Annotated in this window: 17 protein-coding genes; 8 read left to right on the top strand and 9 right to left on the bottom strand. The window is 59.1% G+C overall.

What is annotated here, in order from left to right:
* The first annotated feature begins 47 nt into the window (after nucleotides 1-47).
* The 5 genes from N1030_RS11315 to N1030_RS11295 all read left to right on the top strand — a co-directional run bounded on the left by N1030_RS11315 (nucleotide 48) and on the right by N1030_RS11295 (nucleotide 5,603).
* On the top strand, nucleotides 48-635 hold the full coding sequence (locus N1030_RS11315; RefSeq protein ID WP_265825592.1) for a type I restriction enzyme HsdR N-terminal domain-containing protein: 588 nt from the start codon (nucleotides 48-50) through the stop codon (nucleotides 633-635).
* 229 nt (nucleotides 636-864) lie between these two features.
* Entirely contained in the window at nucleotides 865-1,653 is a 789-nt protein-coding gene (locus tag N1030_RS11310; protein ID WP_265825591.1) for a hypothetical protein, read from the top strand.
* Nucleotides 1,650-3,473, top strand: coding sequence for a triose-phosphate isomerase (locus tag N1030_RS11305; RefSeq protein ID WP_265825590.1), 1,824 nt, complete (start codon nucleotides 1,650-1,652; stop codon nucleotides 3,471-3,473). Before N1030_RS11310 ends, N1030_RS11305 begins: the two co-directional genes overlap by 4 nt.
* Nucleotides 3,474-3,720: 247 nt before the next feature.
* The gene (locus tag N1030_RS11300) at nucleotides 3,721-4,554 is read left to right on the top strand and encodes a Tim44 domain-containing protein (protein WP_265825589.1); all 834 of its coding nucleotides are present in this window, start codon (nucleotides 3,721-3,723) and stop codon (nucleotides 4,552-4,554) included.
* 173 nt (nucleotides 4,555-4,727) lie between these two features.
* Entirely contained in the window at nucleotides 4,728-5,603 is an 876-nt protein-coding gene (locus N1030_RS11295; RefSeq protein ID WP_265825588.1) for a septal ring lytic transglycosylase RlpA family protein, read from the top strand.
* Nucleotides 5,604-5,672: 69 nt separating this feature from the next.
* On the opposite strand, the gene fumC is transcribed toward N1030_RS11295, so the two are convergent.
* On the bottom strand, nucleotides 5,673-7,094 hold the full coding sequence (gene fumC, locus N1030_RS11290) for a class II fumarate hydratase (protein ID WP_265825587.1): 1,422 nt from the start codon (nucleotides 7,092-7,094) through the stop codon (nucleotides 5,673-5,675).
* Between the two features lie 123 nt (nucleotides 7,095-7,217).
* On the opposite strand from fumC, the gene N1030_RS11285 reads away from it, so the two are divergent.
* The gene (locus N1030_RS11285) at nucleotides 7,218-8,336 is read left to right on the top strand and encodes a glycosyltransferase family 2 protein (protein ID WP_265825586.1); all 1,119 of its coding nucleotides are present in this window, start codon (nucleotides 7,218-7,220) and stop codon (nucleotides 8,334-8,336) included.
* Nucleotides 8,337-8,390: 54 nt separating this feature from the next.
* Here N1030_RS11285 and N1030_RS11280 read toward each other — a convergent pair whose 3' ends face one another.
* Entirely contained in the window at nucleotides 8,391-9,293 is a 903-nt protein-coding gene (locus tag N1030_RS11280) for a LysR family transcriptional regulator (protein WP_265825585.1), read from the bottom strand.
* A gap of 166 nt (nucleotides 9,294-9,459) precedes the next feature.
* Here N1030_RS11280 and N1030_RS11275 point away from each other — a divergent pair, with 166 nt between their 5' ends.
* Both N1030_RS11275 and N1030_RS11270 read left to right on the top strand, forming a co-directional pair.
* Nucleotides 9,460-9,648: a hypothetical protein gene (locus N1030_RS11275; protein ID WP_265825584.1), complete on the top strand. Its 189-nt coding sequence runs from the start codon at nucleotides 9,460-9,462 to the stop codon at nucleotides 9,646-9,648.
* Nucleotides 9,649-9,755: 107 nt separating this feature from the next.
* Nucleotides 9,756-11,033, top strand: coding sequence for a DUF401 family protein (locus N1030_RS11270; protein ID WP_265825583.1), 1,278 nt, complete (start codon nucleotides 9,756-9,758; stop codon nucleotides 11,031-11,033).
* Nucleotides 11,034-11,042: 9 nt separating this feature from the next.
* Here N1030_RS11270 and N1030_RS11265 read toward each other — a convergent pair whose 3' ends face one another.
* The 7 genes from N1030_RS11265 to N1030_RS11235 all read right to left on the bottom strand — a co-directional run bounded on the left by N1030_RS11265 (nucleotide 11,043) and on the right by N1030_RS11235 (nucleotide 25,036).
* The gene (locus tag N1030_RS11265; RefSeq protein ID WP_265825582.1) at nucleotides 11,043-13,187 is read right to left on the bottom strand and encodes a diguanylate cyclase; all 2,145 of its coding nucleotides are present in this window, start codon (nucleotides 13,185-13,187) and stop codon (nucleotides 11,043-11,045) included.
* Between the two features lie 225 nt (nucleotides 13,188-13,412).
* The gene (locus N1030_RS11260; protein ID WP_265829053.1) at nucleotides 13,413-17,345 is read right to left on the bottom strand and encodes an efflux RND transporter permease subunit; all 3,933 of its coding nucleotides are present in this window, start codon (nucleotides 17,343-17,345) and stop codon (nucleotides 13,413-13,415) included.
* Between the two features lie 72 nt (nucleotides 17,346-17,417).
* Nucleotides 17,418-19,634 (bottom strand): efflux RND transporter periplasmic adaptor subunit, encoded by a 2,217-nt coding sequence (locus tag N1030_RS11255; protein ID WP_265825581.1) that lies wholly within the window; start codon nucleotides 19,632-19,634, stop codon nucleotides 17,418-17,420.
* Nucleotides 19,635-19,739: 105 nt separating this feature from the next.
* Nucleotides 19,740-20,009: a TRASH domain-containing protein gene (locus N1030_RS11250; protein ID WP_265825580.1), complete on the bottom strand. Its 270-nt coding sequence runs from the start codon at nucleotides 20,007-20,009 to the stop codon at nucleotides 19,740-19,742.
* 33 nt (nucleotides 20,010-20,042) lie between these two features.
* Entirely contained in the window at nucleotides 20,043-20,465 is a 423-nt protein-coding gene (locus N1030_RS11245; protein ID WP_265825579.1) for a hypothetical protein, read from the bottom strand.
* Between the two features lie 44 nt (nucleotides 20,466-20,509).
* On the bottom strand, nucleotides 20,510-21,964 hold the full coding sequence (locus N1030_RS11240) for a TolC family protein (RefSeq protein WP_265825578.1): 1,455 nt from the start codon (nucleotides 21,962-21,964) through the stop codon (nucleotides 20,510-20,512).
* A 294-nt stretch (nucleotides 21,965-22,258) separates the two neighbouring features.
* Nucleotides 22,259-25,036 (bottom strand): ATP-dependent DNA helicase, encoded by a 2,778-nt coding sequence (locus N1030_RS11235; RefSeq protein ID WP_265825577.1) that lies wholly within the window; start codon nucleotides 25,034-25,036, stop codon nucleotides 22,259-22,261.
* Nucleotides 25,037-25,116 lie beyond the last annotated feature (80 nt).

Below are 25,116 nucleotides of genomic sequence, written 5' to 3'. Positions count from 1 at the left end.
CAGGTGCCTTCCTGCCAGCCGTGCGTCACGGAATGCGGAGGTGTGCCATGCATGAGGTGAGTCTTGGTCAGACCATACGGGATTATCTGACGGGGGAGCATATCGATAAAACCACCTACGAGGATTTGCGGCAGGCGCTGGCCCGTCTTCTGGTGGAGGAAAAAGGGTACCCCGCTTCGACCCTGAAGCCCAAGGTGGGCGTGCGCTTTCCCGTGGCCTCTGGCAATGCGGCTGCGACCGGAGGGGAGGCTGAGGAAGAGGAGTACTGCCGGACTATCGACCTTGCCGTGTATGATGCCGAGAGCCGCCCCATGCTCATTCTGCTGTTCTGCCCCGGCCAGGTGAACACCTACCGGAGAGAGAGTCTTGCAGCGGCGCGCCTTTTTCCCGGGGGGCCCGTCCCTCTTGTGGTCATTACCGACACCAGGGAAGCGATACTCGTCAGCGTGCAGGATGATGCGATTCTTGGTGAGGGCATGCGTGCCATTCCCGTCTGGGATTGGCTGAAGCGCCTGGTTGCGGAACACCCCGTGCAGCCGCTGAGTCCCGAGCGTATGATCGGAGAACAGCGCATTCTGCATACCTATAGTGAATTCATCAAAAAGTGTTGTGACGAATCGCTGTGCATGCTGTGAGCGCGACGCGATTTGAGCATTTCGTCAAAAGCCTTCAAGCGCCTGTGGCAACGTTGTTTTTTGTCTGTTTTACAATATTGGCACAGGGGGCTGCCCCCAAGGTGTTTTCTGGTCTGATATATGTGTTTTTAAATAATAACTTCAATTGGTTGAGATTTGTTTGAGGGTGGTTTTGCGTTTCATTCAAATCTGTGTATAGTTCCTTTCTTTCAACGTGGAGTGGTACCGAATGTCCCGACGCTGGATTGAAGCCAACAAGAACGAGTTTGCGCGCGATGTGATGCGCGATTTCTGCATGGCCGCCAAGGAGCTGGAAGACCAGTTCGCCCGTTTTGATGAAAACGGAGCCGTATCCTTTGCCGCCATGCGGGATTTGTTGGGCAACATGATGAACAAGGGGTTGCTGTGGCGTCTGAAAGACACCGCGCATCACCTGTTCCGCACCAACCCTGACGATCATGTGGCAGCGCGCATGCTTGACTGGGCCATCGGCTACATTTTCCACGAATGCATCAAGCTCAAGGAAGACGCGTACCAGCAGCAGCATTATGCGCCCATGTTCCGGGCTCTGAAACGGCAGGACCAGTATGAGGACCTGCAGGAACTGGGAGACCCGCTATCTCAGGTGCTGCTGCAGACCCGCGAGAGCATAGAGCGCGAAGTGCGGCGCATAAGCTTCATTCTGGAGCAGAGCCGTGAACTGATTTGCCGATACTACGCGCGCCACGGCGAGAACCGTCTGCTGGCGCGGTTGCTGTTCGACAAGAATGATCTTGTCCGCAGCGTGTTCAAGGATCAATACGACGCCCTGATATCAAGCATATATCAGGATGTGCCTGAACGTATGTACATTCAGGCGGCAGAGGGCCTAATTGAATGCGGCCGCCCGGAAGAGGCGAGTAGGGCCGCCCATGAGGGTGTCCGGCTTAACCCAGCGTGCAAGCGTGCGAAAGCGGTGCTTGCCGAGGCCGAGGCACAGTTACAGTCTACATCCCCAAGGAGGGTAATGGTCTCATGAGTCTTTTGCATTTGAACCGGCCCACGACCAAGCTCAATCTCGACAACCCCGACAGGGCCGAATTGTATCGCGAGCTGTTCCCGTATACCAAGATCAGCCGTATCGCGTTTGACGACATTTTTCTGATGCCCCGCCCCGCGGACCCCATGTTCATTACGGATACCACGTTCCGCGATGGTCAGCAGGCGCGACCTCCCTATACCGTCAAGCAGATCGAAACCATCTTTGAACTGATGCATAAGCTGGGAGGCATGAGCGGCCTTATCCGCGCCTCCGAGTTCTTCATGTATTCCGATAAAGACCGTCGCGCCATCGAGGCCTGCCGTGCCAAGGGCTACAAGTTTCCTGAAGTCACCGGCTGGATCCGCGCCCACAAGGACGATCTGAAGATCGCCAAGGATATGGAATTCCGCGAAGTGGGCATGCTCACGTCTGTTTCAGACTACCACTTGTACCTCAAGCTCGGCCTCGACCGCGAAAAAGCCATGCGCAACTACCTTGAGGTGATCGAGCAGGCTCTGGAGTGGGGCATTTCCCCGCGCTGTCATTTCGAGGACATCACCCGCGCCGACATCCACGGCTTCTGCCTGCCCTTTGCCGAAAGGCTGATGGAGCTTTCCAAGGAAAGCGGTCTGCCCGTGAAGATTCGTCTGTGCGACACCATGGGCTACGGTGTGCCATACCCCGGTGCCACCCTGCCGCGTTCCGTGCCCCGCATTGTGCGTGCCTTCACCGATGAGGCAGGTGTGCCCGGCAAGTGGCTGGAATGGCACGGCCATAACGATTTCCACAAGACGCTGGTCAACGGCGTTACCGCATGGCTGTACGGCTGCGGCGGCGTGAACGGCACCTTGCTCGGTTTTGGCGAGCGCACCGGCAACACGCCCATCGAAGCGCTCATCATCGAATACATCTCGCTGACCGGCGAAGACGATATGGCCAATACCCAGATCATCTCGCAGATCGGTGAATACTTTGAAACCGAGTTGGCCTACTCCATTCCCGACAACTATCCCTTTGTCGGCAAGGACTTCAACGCCACCAGCGCGGGCATTCACGTGGACGGTCTGGCCAAGAACGAAGAGATTTACAACATCTTCGACACCAAGAAGATCCTCAACCGCGCCGTGCCCATCATCATCACCGACAAGTCGGGACGCGCCGGTGTGGCCTACTGGATCAACCATTACCTCAAGGTGCCCGCGGACAAGGCGGTTTCCAAGAAGCATCCCGCCGTGGGCAAGATCTACGATCGCATCATGCTGGCGTACGAGCAGGGCCGTAACACCTCATTCTCCAACAAGGAAATGATCAAGCTGGTGAAGCGTTACCTGCCTGAACTGTTCGCTTCCGACTTCGACCATCTGAAGAACGTGGCCAACGACCTTGCCGCGCACCTCATCGTGCGTCTGGCCGAAGACTGCGAAATCCATCTGGGCAAGGACAACCAGGTCTGCCTCAAGGAATTCGCCGAAGAGTACCCCTTCATCCAGTACCTCTATCTCACGGATGCCAAGGGCAAGCTCATTGCTGCGGAAATCACGGACGAAACCAACAAGCACAAGTATGCCGAACTGGCACCGGGTTACGATTTCTCCAATCGTTCCTGGTTCATCCAGCCCATGGCAACGGGGCAGCTGCATATCACGGACCTGTATTCCTCCGTGTTCACCAGCAAGCTGATCCTGACCGTATCTGCGGCCGTGACCGACGAGAACGACAACATCACCGGCGTCATCGGTGCGGACATCCAGCTCGAACAGCTGCTCAAGCGTCAGGGAGAACTGGACGACGACCTGCACCCCGGGGAACTGTACTAGCAGTACTTTCGACGAAACTCTGCGGCCTTCCGCTCTGTATGCCCTGCGGCATACGGAACGGGGGGCCGTTTTTTACATGTGGAGTCCGGGCTTGGTGGCTCCGGCACAAGGGCATTTGCCGGAGGCCCATGTCTCCTCTTCAAAATAAACCGTTAACCAACAAGGAACACTGGAGAATCGAACTATGAACAGAAGGTTGTTATCAGTAATTGTAATATGTTGCATGACATTAGGTGCGTTTGCACTCATGCATGATACGGCGGATGCTCGGAAAATGGGCGGCGGCAAGTCGTTTGGCAGTAAGCCCAGCTATCAGCGAAGCGTGCAGACTCCGGCACAGAGCCCGACCAATCCTTCGCGTACGCAGAGCGAGCAGGCAAAGCAGGGACAGCAGGCAAATCAGGGTGCCACTGCGCAGCCCATGGGAGCCAGAAGCGGTTTTGGCGGCATGATGGGCGGTTTGCTTATGGGCGGGTTGATAGGTTCCATGCTGTTTGGCGGTGGAGCAGGTGGTGGAGGTCCGGGCCTGTTGGATATGCTGCTTATTGGCGGTGGCCTGTTCCTGCTGTTCCGCTTTCTGCGCGCGCGACGCATGGCTGCCGAAGGTGCTGGTCCGCAGGCGGGGGGTGTGCAGATGCATGAGCGTTCCACCAATGGATGGGGCAACCTTGCCGGGGCTGCGGAGCAGACTTCCGGTCCGGACCTGCCTGCCGGGTTCGATCCTGATGAATTCTTGCATGGCGCGAAAACCATGTATGTGCGTCTACAGTCCTCTTGGGACAAGCGTGATCTCAAGGATATCCGTCAGTTTACTTCGGACGAAGTGTATGAAGAAATAGCGCGGCAGGCCGAGGAATATCCCGCTTCCGGCAGGACCGAACTGTTGCTCGTTGCCCCGCAGCTTATCGAAGCGCGCGAGATGGGCCATCAGATTATCGCCTCTGTGATGTATGATGTCATGTTACGCGAGGACGGCGACACGCATTCCAGACAGGATCGCGAACTGTGGCACTTCAGCCGCGACCGTAACCGCCCCGAAGACTTCTGGCTCCTGGAAGGTATTCAGCAAATAGAACGCTAAGATGTTCATACGGACCGGTCGGGTTCAATGACCGGTGCCTGATGCCTCGGGCTTTATAGCGGCAGGCACGGAAGACGCAGTCTTACCGTGCCTGCATGCGAAGCTTGCAGCGTTGGATTCTAGAGTATATATAGAGACGGTATTGTTTTACGCTGACACCTTACGGAGGAAACATGCGACAGAAGTATCTGCCGTTCATATGTATGTGCATCATGCTGGCCGCCTTGGCGTTGTCCACGGGCTGTGCCAAGAAGACCGTATCGCCGCCGGTTCCCTATAAGGAAAAGCCCGCCGTGGCCGAACCTGCCGGTCCCACGCCGCTGCAGCCGCCATCCAAGTGGCAGAAGCCCAAGACGTACACCATCAATGGCCGTTCTTACACGACCATGTCCTCAGCCGCAGGCTTTGTGGAAGAAGGCTATGCCTCGTGGTACGGCAAGGATTTTCATGGCCGCAAGACTGCCAACGGCGAAGTCTACGACATGTACGGCATGACGGCTGCGCACAAGCTGTTGCCTTTCAATACGCCGGTTCGCGTCACCAACCTTGAGACCGGCAAGTCCACCGTGCTGCGCGTTAACGACCGCGGGCCCTTCATCAAGGATCGCATCATTGACCTGACCTATACCGCCGCGCAGGAAATCGGCATGGCAGAGACCGGTACCGCCCGCGTCCGTGTGGAAGCGCTGAATACGCCCAGCGACACCGCCATTGCCGAAGCGACCTTGCAGGAAGAACCGCAGCAGCCCAAGTCTTTTTCGATGGTCTCTCAGGCTGTGGCTGCCGAACCCAGACCTGTTGCCAAGCCGGAGGCCTTCCTGCCCGAAGGGCGCTACTTTGTGCAGATCGGTGCCTTTGGCAAACAGAGCAACGCCGAGGGGCTGAAGGACCGCATGACGCATCAGGGCAAGCCCTGCCGCGTGGTGTTTGACGACTCGCGCAACCTGTGGCGCGTACAGGTCGGTCCTTATTCCAAGGTGGAAGGCGCTGAGCAGGCCAAGGATGAACTGGCCTCCATCAACGACCGGAGCTTTGTGTTCGCTGACTAGCGAGTTTGTTTCACAAAGAAGAAAAGAAGAAAGCCGGAGGCGCATGCCTCCGGCTTTTGGTTTGCAATCCTACCCGTGCGGTTTTGCCATCTTCAGCGGCTGCACGATCTCGTCAAAGCGTTCCGCCGTCAGGTAGCCGAGCCTGAGGCAGGTGTCTTTGAGCGTTCCGCCTTCCACGTGCGCCTTGTGCGCCACTTCCGCGGCCTTGTCGTAGCCGATTTCCGGTGTCAGAGCCGTAACCAGCATGAGCGATGCCGCCACATGGCGGGCAATGGCCTGCTCATTGGCAAGCAGTCCTTTCACGGCGTGGTCGGTGAAGGAGTGGCAGGTGTCCGCGAGCAGACGCATGGCGGTGAGCAGGTTGAATATCATGACAGGCTTGAAGACGTTCAGCTCGAAGTTGCCCTGTGAACCGGCGATGCCTATGGCCGTGTCCAGCCCCATGACCTGTGTTGCCACCATGGTCATGGCCTCGCTCTGGGTGGGATTGACCTTGCCCGGCATGATGGACGAACCGGGTTCGTTGGCGGGCAGTTCCAGTTCGCCAATCCCGCTGCGCGGGCCTGATGCCAGCCAGCGGATGTCGTTGGCGATCTTCATGAGAGAGCAGGCCAGTGTCTTCAGCGCGCCACTGGTCATGACGATGGCATCGTGCGCGGCAAGGGAAGCGAAGAAGTTGCTGGCGGGCACAAAGGGCAGGCCGGTTTCCTCCGCTATGTTGTCGATGGCGGTTTTTGCGAACAGCGGGGGAGTGTTCAGGCCCGTGCCCACGGCCGTGCCGCCCAGTGCGAGTTTGAACAGATGCGGCAGCATGGATTCAAGGCGCTCCAGATTCTCGTCAAGCATGGCCACGTAGCCGGAAAATTCCTGTCCAAGCGTCATGGGAACTGCATCCTGCAGGTGGGTGCGGCCTATCTTGACGATGTGATCCCAGCGCGCGGCCTTGTCCTGCAGCCCGAGCCGCAGATAGCGCACGGCGGGAATCAGGTCATGTGTCAGGGTGAGTGCTGCGGCAATGTGCATGGCTGCGGGGAACGTGTCGTTGGAAGACTGCGACATGTTCACGTGGTCGTTGGGATGGATGGGCTGTTTGCTGCCCATAGTCCCACCGGCCATTTCTATGGCGCGGTTGGCGATGACCTCGTTGGCATTCATGTTGGTCTGTGTGCCGCTGCCTGTCTGCCAGACGTGGAGCGGAAAGTGATCGGAAAGTTTGCCGTCCTGCACTTCCTGCGCGGCTGCGATGATCAGTTCGGCCTTGTCCGCAGGCAATTTGCCGAGTTCCCTGTTGGCTTGTGCCGCTGCCTTCTTGAGCAGACCGAAGGCGTGGATTATCTCTTCGGGCATGATGTCTCGTCCGATGGCGAAGTACTTGAGCGAGCGTTGCGTCTGTGCGCCCCAATAACGGTCGGCAGGCACCTCGATGGAGCCCATGCTGTCCTGTTCGCTACGGGTTGCGAATCGGGCTGATGTATGTTCATTAGCAGTCATGAAGACCTCCTAACGGGTATGTAGTCCTGAATATTTCAGTATCTACAGGCTGAGGCCCCTTGTGTCCAGCCGTGAGGCCGCAAAAAGCTTTCCATTCGTATGAACCGGATTCGGAGTACCCCCTTGTCTGCATCTGAACATTCCGCACTCAGGTCTGCCCCCGCCGCCGCACACCGCCCCGATGTCACGCTGGTGACCTACACCTGCAACGATGCCTCGCACACCCGTGCGCTGCTGGAATCCGTTGCCACGTGGACGGTATGGCCGCGTCGGGTCATCGTGGTGGATGACGGTTCTGACGTGCCTTTTGTCACGGATTGGAACCTGCTGCCTGTGACCATTCTGCGTCACCCTGAAAACAGAGGGCGTACCGAGGCCAAACGCACCGGGCTGAGCGCGGCTGAATCCCGATTCATTCTATCCATGGATAACGACGTGCGCCTGTCGCCCGACTGGCTGCGCACCTGCCTGCCCATGGCGGCCAGACCCGAGGTGGGCATTGCCTCCACGCCTCTGCGCCATGCTTCCGGCGATTCTCCGGCAGCGCGGTACACGGCGCATGCCTACAGCCTGCAGCTGGGCGTTTCCGGTGATGTTTCCTTTGTCTCCGGCGGGGTGTGGCTGCTGAGAAGCGAAATATGGCGAAATGTGGGAGGGTTCGGTGATTATCAGGAGCAGTATGGCGAAGACGCCAGATTCTGCGAGCGGTTGCGGGCAGCCGGATATCGTCTTGTACTGACCACGGAGACGGAAGCGTGTGAAGTGCGCCTGCTGCCCCGTCATGTGATCGTAAAGCGCGGGTGGCGTTGGCACGGCTATCATATCAAGGTGGCACTGGATGCCGGGCATCCCCTCGACGAGGCCTGCAATGTGCTGCTGCATACGATGCGGGAACGGATGGCCCGCTCGGTAGCTGCCGACAGGTTGTTTCTGTATTTCGACCTGCTGTATCTGGTTTACGGCATGACGGATTTGTTTCGCCATGCAGCGCAGACACGACCGGAAGCAGGCGCATATACGAATGCTCCTCTTGCTGCCGCTCTGGTCCTGTTGGAGGATTGTCCGGCACTGCGCGGTCTGCTGTGCGAGGACCTCGGGTGTTTGTCCGTAACCTGTCCCGACAGCGGGGCCACGCGAAATACCATGCCGATGCTGGATTTTGCTGCCTTGCTGCAGCCCGTCATGGCTTCGGCGGACTGTTCCGTTCTGGAGGCTGCTGTCCCGCTGCTGCGGGAGGAGTAACAGCCAGTTCGGGCCAGCCTGAACGTGTTCCTCGTGGCCCGACGTTTTCTGCCGCTAGCTGTCTTCGCCACCGAAGGCTGATGCCTTCCAGATGCCCAGTACCGTCTGCACAGTGGCGCGTATGAGCGGGTCGTCATCGCGGGCAGCTTTGTGCACGAAGCTGAGGGGAGTGGTGATGGTCATGCCGCGCCATATGGCTATTCTTCCCAGCCGCTCCAGCTCCTCTGCCTCGGTGGTGCGCAGGATGCTCAAGCCTTCCCCTGCAATGACCAGAGCGCGCAGGATGTCTTCGTGGTCGGTTTCCACCACCCGTTTCAGGGCAAGGCCGTGTTCCGCAAAGTTCTCGTCCAGCAGGTCATGAAAAGGACAGCTTGGCGGTACCCACACCCAGGGCATGCCTGCCAGCGTGCGCATGTCGGCTGAGGCCAGCACGGACTTCCATTTGGCGGGTCCGACAATGTGCAGCGGCACGCTGGCCAGTTCCAGTACAGTCAGTGCCGGATTGTCCGTTCTGCCGAAGATGAACCCGCCGTCCATTTCTCCTTTCTGCACAGCTTCGATCACTTCCGGCGTCATGGCCTGCACAAGGCGCAGTTCAACTTCCGGATATGTCTGCCGCATATTCGCGGAAAGGTCGGTAACGCGGAGAAAATTGGGGTCGGTGTTGAAGCCGATTTTCAGAATGCCACGCAGTTCGCCGCTCAGGTTTTTGGCCTCCTGTAGCATGGCGTTGGCCGAATCCAGCAGGGAGCGTGCCCGCTCCAGCAGCGTCATGCCCTCCGGAGTCAGCTGCATTCCCTTTGCCGTCCGTGTGAACAGGGTTACCCCCAGCGCGTCTTCAAGGCTCTTGAGATGTGCGCTGACTGCGGATTGGCTGAGAAAGAGGCGCTCGGACGCGCGGGTAAGGTTCTTTTCTTCTGCAATGGCGATGAATGAGCGTAGTTGATGCAGTTCCATGAAGGGCTCCTTTGCAGCGACGTGGTGCTTTCCATGTAGCGCGCATTACCCGCCAAGGCCAATCGGAAATGGCGAATGCTCCCATCACGATAATGCGTTGGATCGGATTCAGGGCGCAGTGCTACACAGCCATGACATGCAACCGCCAAGTGTGAGGAGGATAGTCATGGAAAATGGTGTGAAGAAGTCTGCTGTGCTCCGGTTTCTGGTACAGCCGGAAGACAGTCTTTCGGAAGACTGTGGCCTGCTTCCCGATGTGAGTCCTTCCATGACAGCGTGGGGCTGCCGGTTGAAGGCGGGGGTGTGGTTGCTGTTTGCCGTTCTGATCGCAGGGGGGTTAACGCGCTGTGCGTGAAGCAGGTGCAAGGTCAAACCGGAATGCTGAACAAACACTATTTACAAACGGTCTGAAAGGGTAGATGGGTGAGTGGTTGCTTGCTTTTATTATACTGAGGGAATTCCATGTCTGCCTTTGTCACGTTCATGCCGTTGTTCAAGCTCGCCGCCGTCTTCATCATCATGCTCACCGCCATTCGCTGCAAGCTGGGGCTTATGCTTTCCATCTGTCTTGGCAGCATAGTTATGGCGCTGCTGTTCAAACTCCCTGCGGCCCAGTGGCCGGAGACCGTGGTGACGGCTCTCTTGCAGCCTCAGACCCTGTATCTTGCCCTGATTGTCGCCCTGATCCTTCTGCTCAGCGACGTGCTGGACAAGACAGGTCAGGCGGGACGACTCATGGACAGCCTTGCAGGCTATCTGCGTCATCCGCGTCTGCGGCTGGTCTTCTTTCCCGTGCTCATCGGGCTGCTGCCCATGCCGGGCGGTGCGGTTTTTTCCGCGCCCATGCTTGGCAGCGTTTCAGAAAAGCTCAAGGTGCCCGCACGGGAGCGCGTGCTGCTCAACTACTGGTTCCGTCATATCTGGGAGACCTGGTGGCCGCTGTATCCCGGCATCATTCTTGCCGCTTCCATCTCCGGCGTTTCCATAGGACACATTGCGCTGTACGGCCTGCCCGGTATGGCCGTGATGGTGGCGCTGGGCTGGTTCTTCATCCTGCGTCCCGGCGTACTGAAGCTGGATGAGGCTGCAGCGGGCGAGACGCATGAACGGGATGGGGGCAAGGTGCTGCGTTTCGGCCTGCCTCTTCTGGTGGCCATTCTCGGAGCGGTGGGCATGGAGGTGGGCATAAGTCTGTTCATGCCCGGTATTCCCTTTGAATTCGGCGTGATGCTGGCGTTGGCCTCAGCCATTCTGGTGGCTGTGTGGCAGAACCCGGGCAGTTTGGGCATTGTGGCCCGTTCGCTGACCCGTCCCCATCTCTGGGTGATGCTGGGGGTGGTGGCATCCATCTTCATTTTCAAGGATACCATGCAGGCTGCGGGCGTCATACGCGAGCTCTCCGCATTGGCCGGCGGTCCTGCGGCCATTATTGCGGCGGCAACGTTGCTGCCTTATCTGGTGGGGCTGGTTTCCGGCATCACGCTTGCCTATGTCGGGGCCACCTTTCCGTTGCTGACAGGCCTGCTGGCGCAGGCGGGATTGCAGGACCAGATGGCGGCATATGTCGTGCTCTCCATCTTTTCCGGTTTTACGGGGATCATGTCGTCCCCCATGCACATATGCTTTGTGCTTTCCTGTCAGTACTTCAAGACGGATATCGGCGGCGCGTGGCGCAGGCTGGTGCTGCCCTGTCTGCTGTTGATCGGCAGTGGCGGAGTGTATTTTTCCCTGCTGCGATGACCGTCGCGTTTATAGCTCCAGTTGCACTCGGTTGCGGCCTTTATGCTTGGCTATGTAAAGCGCGGTGTCCGCACGTTTGAGTACCGGTTCTATGGACGTGTCATCTGCATGAAGGCCGGTCACGCCAAGGCTGACAGTATATCGTACTACCTTGTTTTCAGACGTGATAACCTTCTGATTTTCCATGGCTACTCGTAGGCGCTCTGCAACCTGCATGGCCGTGTCCGGTGTCGTTTCCGGCATGAGGGCGACGAATTCCTCGCCGCCTATGCGAGCTATGATGTCAGCATCGCGCAAGATATTTCGCGAAGTTTCTCCAATGTTCACAAGCACGGCATCTCCCGCATCGTGGCCGAACGTATCGTTGACGCTCTTGAATTTGTCCGCGTCCAGCATGATGAGGGAAAGGTGATGGCCGTAACGCCTGCAGCGTTCTATTTCCTTTGCGGCCAGTTCGAGGAAGCGAGCCCGGTTGGTCAGTCCGGTAAGGCTGTCCGTGGTGGCCATGCGCTCAAGTTTTTCTTCGGCAATCTTGCGGTCGGTGATATCGCGCAGGTTCCCGACGGCGAAATATTCATTACCTATCTTGAAAGCACTGACTGATCGTTCCACCGGGAAGGTGCTGCCATCCTTGCGCAGGGCCTGAAACTCCAGCAGGGTTCCCATTACCTTGCCGGTGCCCGTGCGGCTGAAATGCCTGAGGCCCTCGACGGCCTGCGTGTGGTAGTGGGGCGGGGCAATGAGCTGGTGCATCTTCTTTCCGAGTACCTCTTCTGTGGTCCAGCCGAAGAGGTGTTCTGCCGCAGTGCTCCAGAACAGGATGGTGTCCTTACTGTCGATCATGATGAAGGCGTCATAGGAAGCGTCGGCCATGGCCTTGAGCTTGTTCTGTTCAGCAAGAAGCGCCTCTTCCATGCGCTTGCGATCCGTGATGTCCTGTATGGTGCCAAAAGCGGTGCGTTTGTCACCATCGCCGACGATGCGCGAACCGGCTGTTCCATGAATATGCCTGACTGTTCCGTCCGGCCGTATTATTCTGCAGTCGAACCCGCGTGATTCGCCGCTTGCGATGAAGCTGATGTATGCATTGCGAACGGCTTCCTGATCATCGGGATGAACGTGATTGATGAAGTCTTTTACGGTGGGAGCAATGATCTTTTTCTGGATTCCCAGAATGGCGTAAACCTCATCAGACCACCAGAACGTACCGCTTTTGGGATCCAGTTTCCAGTTGCCCAGTTGGGCGATTCGCTGTGCCTCGCTGAGCAGTTCCTTTGTTCTTTGCAGCAGCAGGTTGCGGCGTAACGCCATTACAGCGCTGAACATGAGGCCCAGCCCCATGAGCAGGTAAAGGCCGTGGAAGGTCAATGACAACGGGGGGGTCTCGTTCCATCCTTCTTTAGGGGTGGCCGCCATGACCCATGAGCCGGAAGGAAAGATGACAGGCATGAGCACGGCCTGTCTTTTCCTGGAGAACAGCTGCTCATCTCCCAGAAAGACGGCTCCTTCAGGTCCCATGCCGTCCTTGCCCCGTATGGCCAGGATCATGTTGTTCTGTTGGGTGGCGGCAGAAATGGAGGCAAACAGGGTATCCATGTCGATGACGGCTGAAATCATCCCCCAGAAGACACTGACATTGCCATTTTGGATAAACACAGGGGCCCGGCCGATGAGCCCCGTTCCTCCCTGCAGGAGTTTGATCGGACCGGCGATGACAAGGCTTCGGCTTTCATAGGCTTTTTGTACAAGTGGCCATTGTGCCGTCAGGTCCTTGTAATGGACGCCGAGCACGGCCTCGTTTCCCTTGAGCGGGTAGACGAAGCGCATGGTAAAGTCAGGGGCTGCGGCTATGTTTCTGAGAAGGTTCTCGCCTTTGAGCGTTTCCTGCGCAAACTGCCGGAAAAGATCGTCCGTAAGGTTGTCGGTTACGGAGATGAAGTTGGCGGTTCCCTGTATGAGCAGCAGGTTGGCAGTCAGTTCTTTTTCTATCTGGTGCCGCAGGGCGCCCAGCTTCAGAAAAACGTATTCATGCTGTTCGGAAAGGTGCTTGTCGTAGAGGTAGCGTTGCGTGACCACGTCAAGGAACACAACGACAAGAAGCAGGGTGACGGCTGCAAGTGAGAGGCGCTTGTCCAGCTTGTTGAATGGTATCATGGCGTCCTCTCCTGTCCGTGATTGCGCAGTGTCGGCAGAGGCGGCGGGTAGCGCCGCCTGATGTTAGCAGAAATGGATTGCGGGTTTTGCCTGTTCCATAGTTTGCATTGGAGTTACGGGGTTGTCATGCTCTTTTTCTGGAACAGGAAGAATAACCAGATGCGGAAGTTCGGGGGGGCAGGGAAAACAAGACAGGCGGCACGTTGTGTGCCGCCTGTCTGATTCTTAGGGCGTGTGTTGTTGAGTCAGAGCGGGCGGTGCCTCGTCTTTATGCCTGTTCAGCAGGAGTCTGCCTTCCTCTACCCAGCAATACAGCACGGGTACGACGAATACCGTGAGCAGGGCGATGGTCATGCCGCCGAAGGAGGGGATGGCCATGGGCACCATGATGTCGGAGCCGCGTCCCGTGGACGTGAGCACGGGGATAAGGGCAAGAATGGTGGTGGCGGACGTCATGAGTGCAGGACGTATGCGCCTTTGCGCCCCCTGCACCACGAATGCGCGAATGGCCTCCCTGCTGTTTATGGTCTGCTGGCGTTTCGATTCATCCAGATAGGTGGCCATGAGCACCCCGTCATCCGAGGCTATGCCGAAGAGGGCAAGGAACCCCACCCAGACCGCCACGGAAAGGTTGATGGGCTGCACCTGAAACAGGGTGCGCATGCTTGTGCCGAACAGGTCGAAGTTCAGGAACCAGTCCTGCCCGTAGAGCCAGAGCATGATGAACCCGCCCGACCAGGCCACCAGAATGCCCGAGAAGACCATGAGCGTGGTGGAGACGGCGTTGAACTGCAGGTACAGGATGAGCACGATGACCAGCAGAGCCAGAGGCAGGATGATGGCCAGCTTCTTCTGGGCACGGATCTGGTTTTCATAGCTGCCCGCAAACTCGTAGCTGACGCCCGCAGGCACCATAAGTTCGCCGGATTCCATCTTGGCCTGCAGATAGGCCTGCGCCTCTTCTACCACGTCCACCTCGGCAAAGCCCGCGCGTTTGTCGAACAGCACGTAACCGACGAGGAAGGTGTCTTCACTCTTGATGACCTGCGGTCCGCGCACGTAGCGGATATCCGCAAGCTGCGTCAGGGGAATCTGTTCACCGGATGGCGCCGCCACCAGTATGCTTTCGAGATCCTCCATGGTGTCGCGGCGTTCACGTTGATAGCGCACGCGCACGGGATAGCGTTCACGGCCTTCCACGGTGGTCGTGGTCATCATGCCGCCCACGGCGACTTCTATGACCTGCTGCACCTTGTTGAGCTGGATGCCGTAGCGGGCGATGGCGTCACGGTCCACCACGATTTCCAGATAGGGCTTGCCGACGATGCGGTCGGCAATGACCGCCGCGGGCATGACGGAGGGCACTTCCTTCAGGTAACGCTCAAGCTGCAGGCCGAAGGACTCTATGGTCTTGAGGTCCGGCCCCTTTACCTTGATGCCCATGGGGGCACGCATGCCCGATTGCAGCATGACGATGCGCGCGGCAATGGGCTGCAGCTTGGGGGCGCTGGTCACGCCGGGGACATCCGCAGCCATGACGATGGCATCCCAGATGTCGTTTGCATTACGCACGCCGTGCCATGGGTCCCTTCGGGGATTGATTTCGGGATCAAGCGGGAGCCGCCAGAGCCGGAATGGTTGGCCGTTGTCGTCCGGAATGAGCGCGCCTGCGGCATCGCGTTCAAAGAGCCCCTGCACCAGATAGGGGATGCCGTCCGGTGCGGGCAGCAATTCGCCGGAAGGCGAACGCATGTAGTCCTTCTGGTCGGGGTCAAAGCGGAAGCGCATACGTTTGCCACCCGTATCCAGCAGGTATTCGGAGCGATAGTTGATGACGGTTTCGATCATGGAAACCGGCGCTGGGTCCAGCGGCGTATCGGCTCTTCCCAGTTTGCCCACGGCCGTCTGCACTTCCGGTATGGCGTTGATGGCATGATCCTGCTTGGCGAGTATGTCTCCCACTTCGCCAATGGATGCGTGCGGCATGGTGGTGGGCATGTAGAGGAAGGAACCTTCATCCAGCGGCGGCATGAATTCCTTGCCGAGGCCGGGGAAGGCATGGCTGAGTGCGGCAACCGGCGGTGAGGTGCGTACATATTCCGGTGCCCAGGCCATGATGTTGCCGAAGCCGAGCCATATGGTCATGCCGAAGGCGGTGACCGTTGCTGGCAGGAGGATGAACAGCCCCTTGTGGCGCAGGCACCAGCCGAGCGTCAGCGGGTAGAAGCGCTGGAAGAGCTGGAAAAAGCCCATCAGACCGCCTATGAGCAGGACCACGAAGAGGAGGTTTTTCAGTTCTCCTTTTTCCGGCCCCAGCGGCAGCCAGTGGTTGGAAAGAATGATCGTGACGCCGATGATCACCCCCCAGTTTTCCAGCCGTGCTATACCAAGCTGCCATCTGGGCGGCAGAGAGGCCACGAGCAGGCGGTGCATACCCAGATAGGCAATGAGCAGGCCGATCCACCATGAGAAGACGGCTCCCGCCCAAAGGCCGGTCAGGGCCATGGCTGCGGGCAGCATGAATCGGCGCAATCCCTTGCCAAAGTCCATGCGTCTGGTCTTGAACAGCACATGGGCCAGCGCCGGCAGAATGGTCAGGGCCACGATGATGGATGCCGCCAGAGCGAATGTCTTGGTGTAGGCCAGCGGTTTGAAGAGCTTGCCCTCCGCCCCTTCCATGACGAACACAGGCAGGAAGCTGACCACGGTGGTGGCCACGGCCGTGAGCACGGCACTGCCCACCTCGGACACGCCGGAGAATATGAGGTTGAAGGCGTTGGCACCGGGTGGCGCTTCTTCCAGTTTTTTGAGGATGTTCTCACAGATGATGATGCCCATGTCCACCATGGTGCCTATGGCGATGGCAATGCCGGAAAGGGCCACGATGTTTGCATCCACCTTGAAGGCCTTCATGCCGATGAAGCACATGAGCACGGCGGTGGGCAGCAGTACGGAAATGAGCAGCGAACTGCGGAAATGCATGACGGCAATCAGTACCACGATGATGGTGATCAGAATTTCTTCGGTCAGCGCCGTGTCCAGTGTGCCGAGGGTTTCCTGAATCAGTCCCGCGCGGTCATAGAAGGGGACGATGGTCAGCTTGGAGAGAGTGCCGTCCGCCAGTTGCTTGGAGGGCATGCCGGGGGCGATGTCGCTGATCTTGTCCTTGATGTTCTGAATGACCTGCAGGGGGTTTTCGCCGTAGCGAACCACGACCACACCACCGGCCACCTCGACGCCGTCCTTGTCCAGCAGCCCTCGCCGCGTGGCGGGGCCGAGGGTGACGGAGGCCACGTCGCGTACGGTGATGGGCACGTTGGCCGCCACGCGTACCACGGCTTTTTCAATGTCGCCGAGGGTCTTGATGAAACCCACACCGCGGATGAGATATTCCACGCTGTTCACTTCTATGGTGCGTGCGCCGACATCAAGGTTGGACATGCGCACAGCGTTCACCACCTGTTCCAGTGTCACGCCGTGAGCGCGCATGGCATCGGGGTTCACGTCGATCTGATACTCCTTGATGAAGCCGCCTGCGGAGGCCACCTCGGAGACGCCTTCTGCGGCGAGCAGGGCGTAGCGCACGTACCAGTCCTGCACGCTGCGCAGTTCGTCAAGATCCCATCCACCTGTGGGGTTGCCGTCAGGATCACGGCCTTCGATGGTATACCAGAAGACCTGGCCCAGCGCCGTGGCGTCAGGGCCCAACGTGGCCTGCACGCCTTCCGGCAGGGTGCCCGGAGGCAGGGAGTTGAGTTTTTCAAGCAGGCGTGAGCGCGACCAATAGAACTCCACGTCTTCCTCAAAGATGACGTAGATGGACGAGAAGCCGAACATGGAATAGCTGCGCACGGTCTTCACGCCGGGAATGCCCAGCAGCGAGACGGTGAGCGGATAGGTGATCTGGTCTTCCACGTCCTGCGGCGAGCGTCCTGTCCACTGGGTGAAGACGATCTGCTGGTTCTCGCCGATGTCGGGAATGGCGTCCACGGGAACGGGGTTGCGATGCAGCCCTGCCACGTCCCAGTCGAAGGGGGCCACCATGATGCCCCAGCCGATGACCATGGTCGCCAGCAGGAAGACCACCAGCTTCCGCTTGAGGCAGAAGTGGATGATCTTGTCAGTGAGGCTTACGGGCCGGACTTCCTGCTCTGTCATTTCGGTTACGGTGCAGGCGGCTTCGGAAACGGGCTGGTTGTGCTGTTCATTCATGAATTGTTCCGCCTGCGTCTACTTGTCCTTGAGCTGGCGGGTCACTTCGCCGCACTTGTACATGGCCGCACCAAAGTAGGGGTTGCGGATGTCTTCGTCCGTCTGCAGCCAGTTGGCTCCCTTGTTGTCAAAGGCCATGGGGCAGTGCAGTTCGTACACGGGGCCGTCGGTAAAGACGCCGAGCCGCATGACTGCCGCGGTGAGACCGATGGACAGGTGCTCGAATCCGGCTCGCAGGGCCTCGATGCTGTCCGCCTTGGACATGCCGTCAATGCCTTCCTGCATCCGGGAGAGGGAGCTGTTCCATACGGCCAGTCCTTCTTGATCCAGCAGGGATGTGTCTACTGTGGCAAGAGCCTTGACCAGTGCGGGAATGGCCTTGCGGGCCGTTTCGGGATCATCGTTGCCGAGGGCTTCGGAAATTGGTGTGTAGGCGCCAAAGACGGTTCCGACCTGTTGGCGGAAGGCCTGCGGCGACTGGCCTTCTGCAGCGGCGGGTACGCCGAATGCAGCGGCAAGGTTGCCGAAGTGGGTGTGCGTCAGGGCATGCACTTCGTGCAGTCGTTTGAAATCCTTGGCTTCGCTGCCCAGTACGGCATCGTTCATGAGCAGCATGGCAAATTCCTTCCATGCCAGTTTGGCCTCGCCTTCCAGCATGGCATTCTGGTCCACGGAGTCAGCCAGCGCATTCAGATCGCTGTTCATTTGGGCATACAGGGCCTTGGCGCGGTCCACGTCGGATGCCCGCAGGGCGTCATCGATCACGCCGACGTGCTTGCCGAGGAAGGAAAGTTTGGAAAGCAGCAGAGGCGGGGCCTCATATCTGGCTGCGGTGCCTTGCGTCATGGAATCCTGAGGTTGACCATGGACATGGGATATGGGCGCTTCGGCGCTGCCGGGATTCATCATGCTGGGTTTGGCCTGAATCTGCAGGGCGCTGTCGATCTTGAAGGCTCCCTTGCTGACGACAAGTTCGCCTTCATCAAGTCCGCTGCGCACGATGTAGGTTTCTCCGGCACGAGGGCCGAGTACCACTTCGCGGCCGATGTAGGTTCCGGGCTTGTCTTTGGGCTGCACGTAGACCACGGCGCGTTTGCCGGTAATGAGCGGCGCGGAGACGGGGATGACCAGCGGGTCGCCCTTGCCGGATGCGGATTCAGCCTGTCTGCCGCCTATGCGTTGAACGGCCTGCACGAACATGCCGGGCTTGAGGCTGGCGTCGCCGTTGGGCACTTCAAGGCGAACGTCCACCGTGCGGGTCTTGGGGTTGACCACGGGGTCTATGTAGACAATGCGCCCCTTGTAGTTGCGGCCGGGGTAGGCTTCCGCGGCAAAGGCCACGTCGAGGCCGGTCTTGATCCACGGCAGGTCGGATTCGTAGGCTTCCAGCACAACCCATACGTGGCTCAGGTCGGCAATGGTGTAGATGGGCATGCCTGTCTGCACGTACATGCCTTCCACCACGTCCTTCTTGATGACGATGCCGCCCTGCGGGGCGTGCAGGGTGATGTGGTCGGAAGGTTTGCCGTTGGCGATGACGGCATCAATCTGTGCCTTTGAAAGACCGAGAAGGCGCAGTTTCTCGCGCGAGGCTTCCAGTGTGCGCTGTGCGGTTCTGCGCACAAGGTCAAGGTTGCTGGATTTGGCGTCGTTTATGGCTTTGACGGCCTGCAGCAGCTCCGCCTGCGCGGTGAGCAGTTCGGGGCTGTAGATGGAAGCCATGGCCTGTCCGCGTTGCACCACGCTGCCCGTGGAGTCCACGTACAGCCTGTCGATGCGCCCGCCCATCCATGCGGTGATGGAACCCACGCGGGTTTCGTCGTATTCCACCTTGCCCACCATGCGCACGTCCAGCGCAACGGATTGTTTGCGTACGGGCGTGACCACGATTTCCGCCAGCTTGCGCGAATCCGCGTTCATTTCCACCTGCCGCAGACTCTGGGCGGCTGCCTTGTTGGCGTCCAGCTCCAGCTTGATCAGGTCCATGAAGCAGATGGGGCACTTGCCGGGTTCCGGCAACTGGATCTGCGGGTGCATGGAGCAGGTCCACACCACCTTTCCGGCAGCGTCGGTGCTGCGCTCAAGTCCGTGGTCCTTGTGCTCGGAAAGCGTTGTTTCATCCGAGTGGCGTTGCTTCTGGTCCTTAAAGTAGAGCGCAACGGCAACGATGATGATCAGGCCGCCGAGAAGGGGGGCAATCCATTTGAAACGTCTGATGGTGGAGAGCAAAGGCATGACGGGCTCCTGCCGGTGGTGTCAAAAAATGATACAGCCGGATGGCTGTCTATCGCGAAGAGGGGAAAACGCGCCGGAACTCCAGTTCCGGCGCGTTCCGTTCTGTTACTGAGCGGGGGTCTTTTCGACTTCCACGCCCTGTTCTTCCAGTTTCTTGATGTACTTTTCAGGATCCTTCTTGAACTCGCCTTCGCAGGACGGGCAGCAGAAATAGACGCGCTTGCCGTTGTGGTCGGCATACAGCTTCTTGTTGATGCCGTAGCCCATGACGGGGCACTTGGTCTGCGGTTCGGCGGCAAAGGCATTGCCCACGACAAGGCCGGAGCCGATGGCGAGCATGGCCACAAGGACGAGGGATTTAAAGAACGTGTTCATGACTGTGTCTCCAACTATATTGTTTTGATATCTTTATTGTTTGGGCATTTCGGCATCATGCATTTGTTTGCCTTTCATCATCATATTGTGGCCTTCCATCATCATGTTCTTCCCATTCATCATCATGTCATGACCTTCCATCATCATCATTTCGCCTTTGGTCATGTTGCCGTGGGCCTTCATTTTTTCTTTGCCCATCATCATCATGGATTCGCCCTCGGACATTTTTTTCATGTCCATCATCATGTGGGCTCCATCCATCATCATCTGGTTGCCATGCATCATATTGTGGGAGGTCTCATCGGTAGCTGCAGAGGGGGGCGTAGCCGCTTCATGGGAGGAGTGGCTGTCGTGGGCAGAGGTGTCTGCTGCGGATACTGCCAAAGGAGATGCAGCTATAAACAGAGCGAGTGCGATAGCAAAAAACGATGCTTTGGAAAAAGTGTTATGTGTCATGATTGTAACTCCTGTGTTTATTGAAGCCGACAGGGCAGCTTCAGTTACTGTATTGTAGTTTTGAGTTCCGATTCCGGCAGGGAATGCTTGGTCATGACGGAACCGTGGTACTTGCAGGGAATTTCTCCACCGGTAAGGGCTTCCATATCGGCGATGCGCTGGGCCTGATCGGTCAGGGCGCGGGCGTAGGCGAGGTGCAGTTCAAGATAACTCTTCTGCGCCTCGGTAATATCGTTGAACGATGCCTTGCCGCTCTGATAGGCCTGCAGCGAAACTTCTATGGCCTGCTCCGCACGGGGGAGCAGCGTGTCCTTGTACAGTTCGATGCGTCGTCCGGCATCGCGGTAGCGGAACAGGGCCAGTTCAAGATCGGCCAGCAACACATCCTGTTTGCCCTGTCTGCCACGGTGGGCGGCGAGGAGCATCTCCTTGCTTTCCGTTACCGCCGCGTCGCGGGCGGAACGCCAGATGGGCAGGTTGATGCCGACCGTTGCGATGAGCGGGTCGTCCCCTTTGTTTACTGTGTTTCCACCGCCACGGGGTCTGTCCGTGTATATGGATTCCAGTCCAAGCGTAACGTCCGGAAAATAGTTTCGTTCTGCCAGCGAGGCGGCTGACTTGGCTTTTTCCGCCTGCGCATCGTATCCGTGAAGGGCCGGATTGTTTTCCTTGAGGGCGGTGCGCAGTGTCCCGTCATCCATGGAAATTTCCATGACGGGTACCGCGTCGGGCACCTGCACGGGCTCATCCGTAGCCCTGCCCATGGCCGCGTTCAGCCGGGCCGCAAGCGGGGTGCGCAGGTCCTGCAGTGAGCGGAGGCGTTCGCCCAGTTTGTCCAGTTCCATCTGCGTGCGCAGTACGTCCGAATACGGGGTACCGCCGGCGGCGTAGCGTGCTCGGGCCACGTCTTCCAGATAGCGCAGCAGCTCCTCGTTTTCACGGGTAATGGCGATGGCGCGTTCCAGATAGGCGTATTCATGGAAGGCGCTCTTCACGTCCCTGAAGAGTGCCAGCTTTATGCCTTCTGCCTGTGCCCGCAGGGTATCCGCCTCATGCAGGGCGATTTGTTCCTTGTCGTCCAGCTTGCCCGGCCACGGAAACTTCTGGGAAATGCCGTAGCGCCAACGCTGGGGGCCGGTGCGTGTTTCGACGGGCTCAATGAAGTAGCCGAACCGCAGTTCGGGGTCGGGCATCACGGAAGCCTGCGGAGCCTTCTGCACAGCGGCACGCCATCTGGCAAAGGCGGCTTGCAGTTCTCCGTTATTCTCGGCGGCTGTCTTCAGGTAACTGGGCAGCGGGTCGAGGGAAACCGGTTCCTGCGCGCGGGCCATGTCGGGCAGGGCCAGCATGAGGAACGCCAGCAGCGGCAAAAGCCATAGCCACAGGCGCATGGTGGCCTGCCGTCTGTCATCGGCAATGGCTATGGCGCGCGTCCGTGTGTGGTCGGTTCGGCGGAGGCTGGCATTGGCATGTCGTATTTCGTTTGTGGTGCGCTGCATTGGGGTTACCTGTCGTGTTGAAGATGCGGCCGTACTGCGTTGCCGTGCAATGCGGCTTCATGAATCAAGATACGTACCACCATGCGAAAAACAAGTTATTTCGGACTAATTTAGTCCGAATAGGGTGCGCAGTGCGTTCAAAACGTTTCAGTTCGTATAAAAATTGTACGATTTTGCAGCGGGAGGGTGGGGTGAGTGTATGATTTTTGAACAGATGCCGGTTCGTACAGTTTGTACGAACCTTAGCACGTTTTCGCAGGGGAAGTCAGGTGGATTATTTGGGGGAGGTGTGCGTTAACGCCTGCCCCGGCGCAGGTGCTCGGGCAGGTTCTGCATACCCTCGATGACAGGGCAGGGGGCGATGTTGCGGTTCTTGAGCAGGCGGTTATCCAGTACCACCACGATGCCCTTGTCGGTTTCGCGGCGGATGAGGCGGCCCACACCCTGCCGGAACTTGATGGCGGTTTCGTAGCGGTAGCGGTCCCAGTAGGCCGCATCCGGCAGGCAACGCTTGCGGGCGTCCATGAGCGGCGAGGCGGGGGAGGGGAAGGGCAGGCGGGTGATGATGACCTGCGTGAGCGTATCGCCGGGAAAGTCCACGCCGTGCCAGAAGGTCTCCACGCCGAAGAGCACGCTCTCCTTGGCGGCACGGAACTCGTCGCAGAGCGCGGCGGGCGGTTCGCCCTTTTTCTGGAACAGCATGGGATATTCCCCGTCGTATTCGCGTTCCAGCCGCTCCCGCAGGGCTTCAAGATCTTCGTAGCTGGCGCAGAGCACCAGCGTGGCCCCGTGGTTCGTCTCGATGAGTTCCGGAATGACCTTGGAAACGTAGTTCAGCCACGTGGCCTTGTGCTCGAACATGGCCGTGGGGGTGCCGGAGGGCACCACAAGGGCGAAATCCGGCTCGAACGGCGGGGCGACGCGGGTGACGAAACAGGGCTTTGGCGGGGCTTCCGTGTCGTCAAAGAGAATGTGTTGCCCCTTGCCGAGGCCGATGCTGCGGCGGAAGGGCACAAAGCTGGCCTGATGCGTGAGCGTGGCAGAGGTGAAGACCACGGTGTCGCGGCGGGCGAGAATGTGATTGCGCACCAGCGGGCCCACGTAGACATGGCCGCCACCGAGAATCCAGTTGCGGGGAAAGACCTGCACGGACTGCCATGTACCTTCGGACTCCAGGCCCGTGCGCAGCTGGGCCAGATTGAACATGGTCTCGTGCACCAGCATGCGCATGGTGCGGCAGCGTGAGAGCGTCTTGTAGGGCAGGGGCAGCCTGCCCACCTCCTTGCCGTTGAAGAGGGCGGTGTTTTCGTGCACCGCCTCCATGAGCCCGTGCAGATGCTTGAGGTCGTTGGCGATGTGACCGTTGGTAAAGGCCTTGTGCGAGGGGGTGACGGCCGTGGCGCCGCCCAGCGAGCCTCTGTCCATGGCGAGGAAACGGTCGCGCATGGCATCCAGCGCCCGCAGCAGAACGCCAATGGCGTCCACAGCGCGTCCGGCCCTGTCCTTGTCCAGCGGTGGCGTGGAAGGGGAGGCAACGAGCTTGCGGCACTGTTCGCGCAGGTAGCGCGCATGTCCCTGCACATCGGATGTGGCAATTTCCGGACTCATGGCGCTACGTACCGCGTCCTCGAAGTGGTTGGCTTCGTCAATGACGCAGTGTCGGAACAGGCCGTTCAGCTTGCCGTCCTTTTCCATGAGGATGAGCTTGTTGTGGTTGGTGATGATGAGGCGCGCGTTGGCCGCCTCCGCTGTCACCACCTGCGCGGGGCAGTCCGTGTGGGATGCGTGGCAGCCGCTGCCCGCGCTCACTTCCAGCATGAGGCCGGAGAGCAGGCGATTGGTATCCAGCCTGCGGCGCAGGCGCGGAGAAATGTCTTCGCAGTCCGCAAGGCGGTAGCGGTAGCAGATGTTCACGAAGAAGAGCCACGCGAGCAGTTCCTCGCCTTCCATGTCCGGCGAGAGCACGTCGTCCAGCTTGTGCGCGCACACGTAGTTGCTCTTGCCCTTGATGAGCGCGGCGTCGATGTCCCGATACTGGCCGAAGAGTTCGCGGCAGGCTTCCAGCTCGTTGCCGTACAACTGGTTTTGCAGGCTCTTTGTGTAGGTGGCAATGGCCACGCGCTGCTGCGGATTGCGCTTGAGAAATTCCATGACCGGCAGCAGATAGCCCAGCGTCTTGCCCGTGCCCGTGCCTGCCTCGATGCAGGCGACGGCATTGGTGTTCAAGGCGTGAGCCACGTGTCCGGCATAGGTGACCTGAGGTTCCCGGATGCGGTAGCCCTTGCGGCGGTGCGCGAGCTGTTCATAAAGCTGGCGGATGTCCCGTTCCGGTACTTCCGTGAAGCCCGTGCTTTGGTTGTCCCTCGCCTCGATGGCAGGGGCTTTTTCCAGAAAATGCCGCCAGTCCGGCGTGTCTTCCGCTGTAACCGGCGAGACCAGTCCGCCGTCGAAATAGTCGGAAAACCGGGTCAGCAGGTGGCAGCAGGCGTCGCCGAACAAAGAGTCGCTGTGTGCCAGATAGTGCCGCAGGGCTCGGGCTCCGGGGAATCGGGAGTCTGCGAGCACGTTGCCGAAAAGATGTCTGGTGAAGGCAAGGCTCAGTTCCGCTCCCTCTTCTGCCGAAAAGCTGACCTTGTCGCGCGGTTGACCGTGAATGGTCTCCCACAGCTGGCGCGGCGAGGCGGTGGAAGCCCACGGCATGAAGTAGTCGGCGGCGAAGCCCAGATCGAAGATGCGCAGGCCTCGCAGCAGTTCCTGCAGGGTGGGCAGAGCCTCGTAGGGATCGTAGCAGAGCACGAATTCCAGTCCGGCCAGAAAGTCGCACAGGGCGTTCTGCACGGTGGCATGATCCGGTGCGTTTGCCAGCGCCTTGCGGCTGATGTGCGAATGCATGAAGTCGCGGGCGCGGGTGGCCTTGGTGCGGATGAGCGAGTGATAGGCCGTGCGTTTGCCGTCGGGCGTGATGCGGATGGCGGCAACGGCATATGGCGCGACCGCTCCGGCGGGCGGGGCGGCCATGTGGACAAAGAGAAAGGCAATGTCCCGGACAGGATGCATCAGGGGCTGGAACATGGCCTTCTGGTATCAGAACAGCGGCGTGCTGTCAGTCTGAATGTGGCGTAGCGCAGGCCGGTAGCCCGGAGCGCCTGCTC

The sequence above is a fragment of the Desulfovibrio mangrovi genome (genome assembly GCF_026230175.1).
In the GTDB taxonomy this organism is placed as follows: domain Bacteria; phylum Desulfobacterota; class Desulfovibrionia; order Desulfovibrionales; family Desulfovibrionaceae; genus Halodesulfovibrio; species Halodesulfovibrio mangrovi.
The sequence above is the reverse complement of the archived record's forward strand: the minus strand, read 5'-3'. Positions and strand labels throughout refer to the sequence as shown.

Excerpts from the sequence above, each read along its gene's own strand:
- N1030_RS11270 (WP_265825583.1), top strand. The coding sequence starts at position 9,756 with ATGTCTGCCTTTGTCACGTTCATGCCGTTGTTCAAGCTCGCCGCCGTC.
- N1030_RS11280 (WP_265825585.1), bottom strand. The coding sequence starts at position 9,293 with ATGGAACTGCATCAACTACGCTCATTCATCGCCATTGCAGAAGAAAAG.
- N1030_RS11240 (WP_265825578.1), bottom strand. The coding sequence starts at position 21,964 with ATGCAGCGCACCACAAACGAAATACGACATGCCAATGCCAGCCTCCGC.
- N1030_RS11275 (WP_265825584.1), top strand. The coding sequence starts at position 9,460 with ATGGAAAATGGTGTGAAGAAGTCTGCTGTGCTCCGGTTTCTGGTACAG.
- N1030_RS11250 (WP_265825580.1), bottom strand. The coding sequence starts at position 20,009 with ATGAACACGTTCTTTAAATCCCTCGTCCTTGTGGCCATGCTCGCCATC.
- fumC (WP_265825587.1), bottom strand. The coding sequence starts at position 7,094 with ATGACTGCTAATGAACATACATCAGCCCGATTCGCAACCCGTAGCGAA.
- N1030_RS11265 (WP_265825582.1), bottom strand. The coding sequence starts at position 13,187 with ATGATACCATTCAACAAGCTGGACAAGCGCCTCTCACTTGCAGCCGTC.
- N1030_RS11305 (WP_265825590.1), top strand. The coding sequence starts at position 1,650 with ATGAGTCTTTTGCATTTGAACCGGCCCACGACCAAGCTCAATCTCGAC.
- N1030_RS11295 (WP_265825588.1), top strand. The coding sequence starts at position 4,728 with ATGCGACAGAAGTATCTGCCGTTCATATGTATGTGCATCATGCTGGCC.
- N1030_RS11310 (WP_265825591.1), top strand. The coding sequence starts at position 865 with ATGTCCCGACGCTGGATTGAAGCCAACAAGAACGAGTTTGCGCGCGAT.
- N1030_RS11260 (WP_265829053.1), bottom strand. The coding sequence starts at position 17,345 with ATGACAGAGCAGGAAGTCCGGCCCGTAAGCCTCACTGACAAGATCATC.
- N1030_RS11235 (WP_265825577.1), bottom strand. The coding sequence starts at position 25,036 with ATGTTCCAGCCCCTGATGCATCCTGTCCGGGACATTGCCTTTCTCTTT.
- N1030_RS11300 (WP_265825589.1), top strand. The coding sequence starts at position 3,721 with ATGCATGATACGGCGGATGCTCGGAAAATGGGCGGCGGCAAGTCGTTT.
- N1030_RS11245 (WP_265825579.1), bottom strand. The coding sequence starts at position 20,465 with ATGACACATAACACTTTTTCCAAAGCATCGTTTTTTGCTATCGCACTC.
- N1030_RS11255 (WP_265825581.1), bottom strand. The coding sequence starts at position 19,634 with ATGCCTTTGCTCTCCACCATCAGACGTTTCAAATGGATTGCCCCCCTT.
- N1030_RS11315 (WP_265825592.1), top strand. The coding sequence starts at position 48 with ATGCATGAGGTGAGTCTTGGTCAGACCATACGGGATTATCTGACGGGG.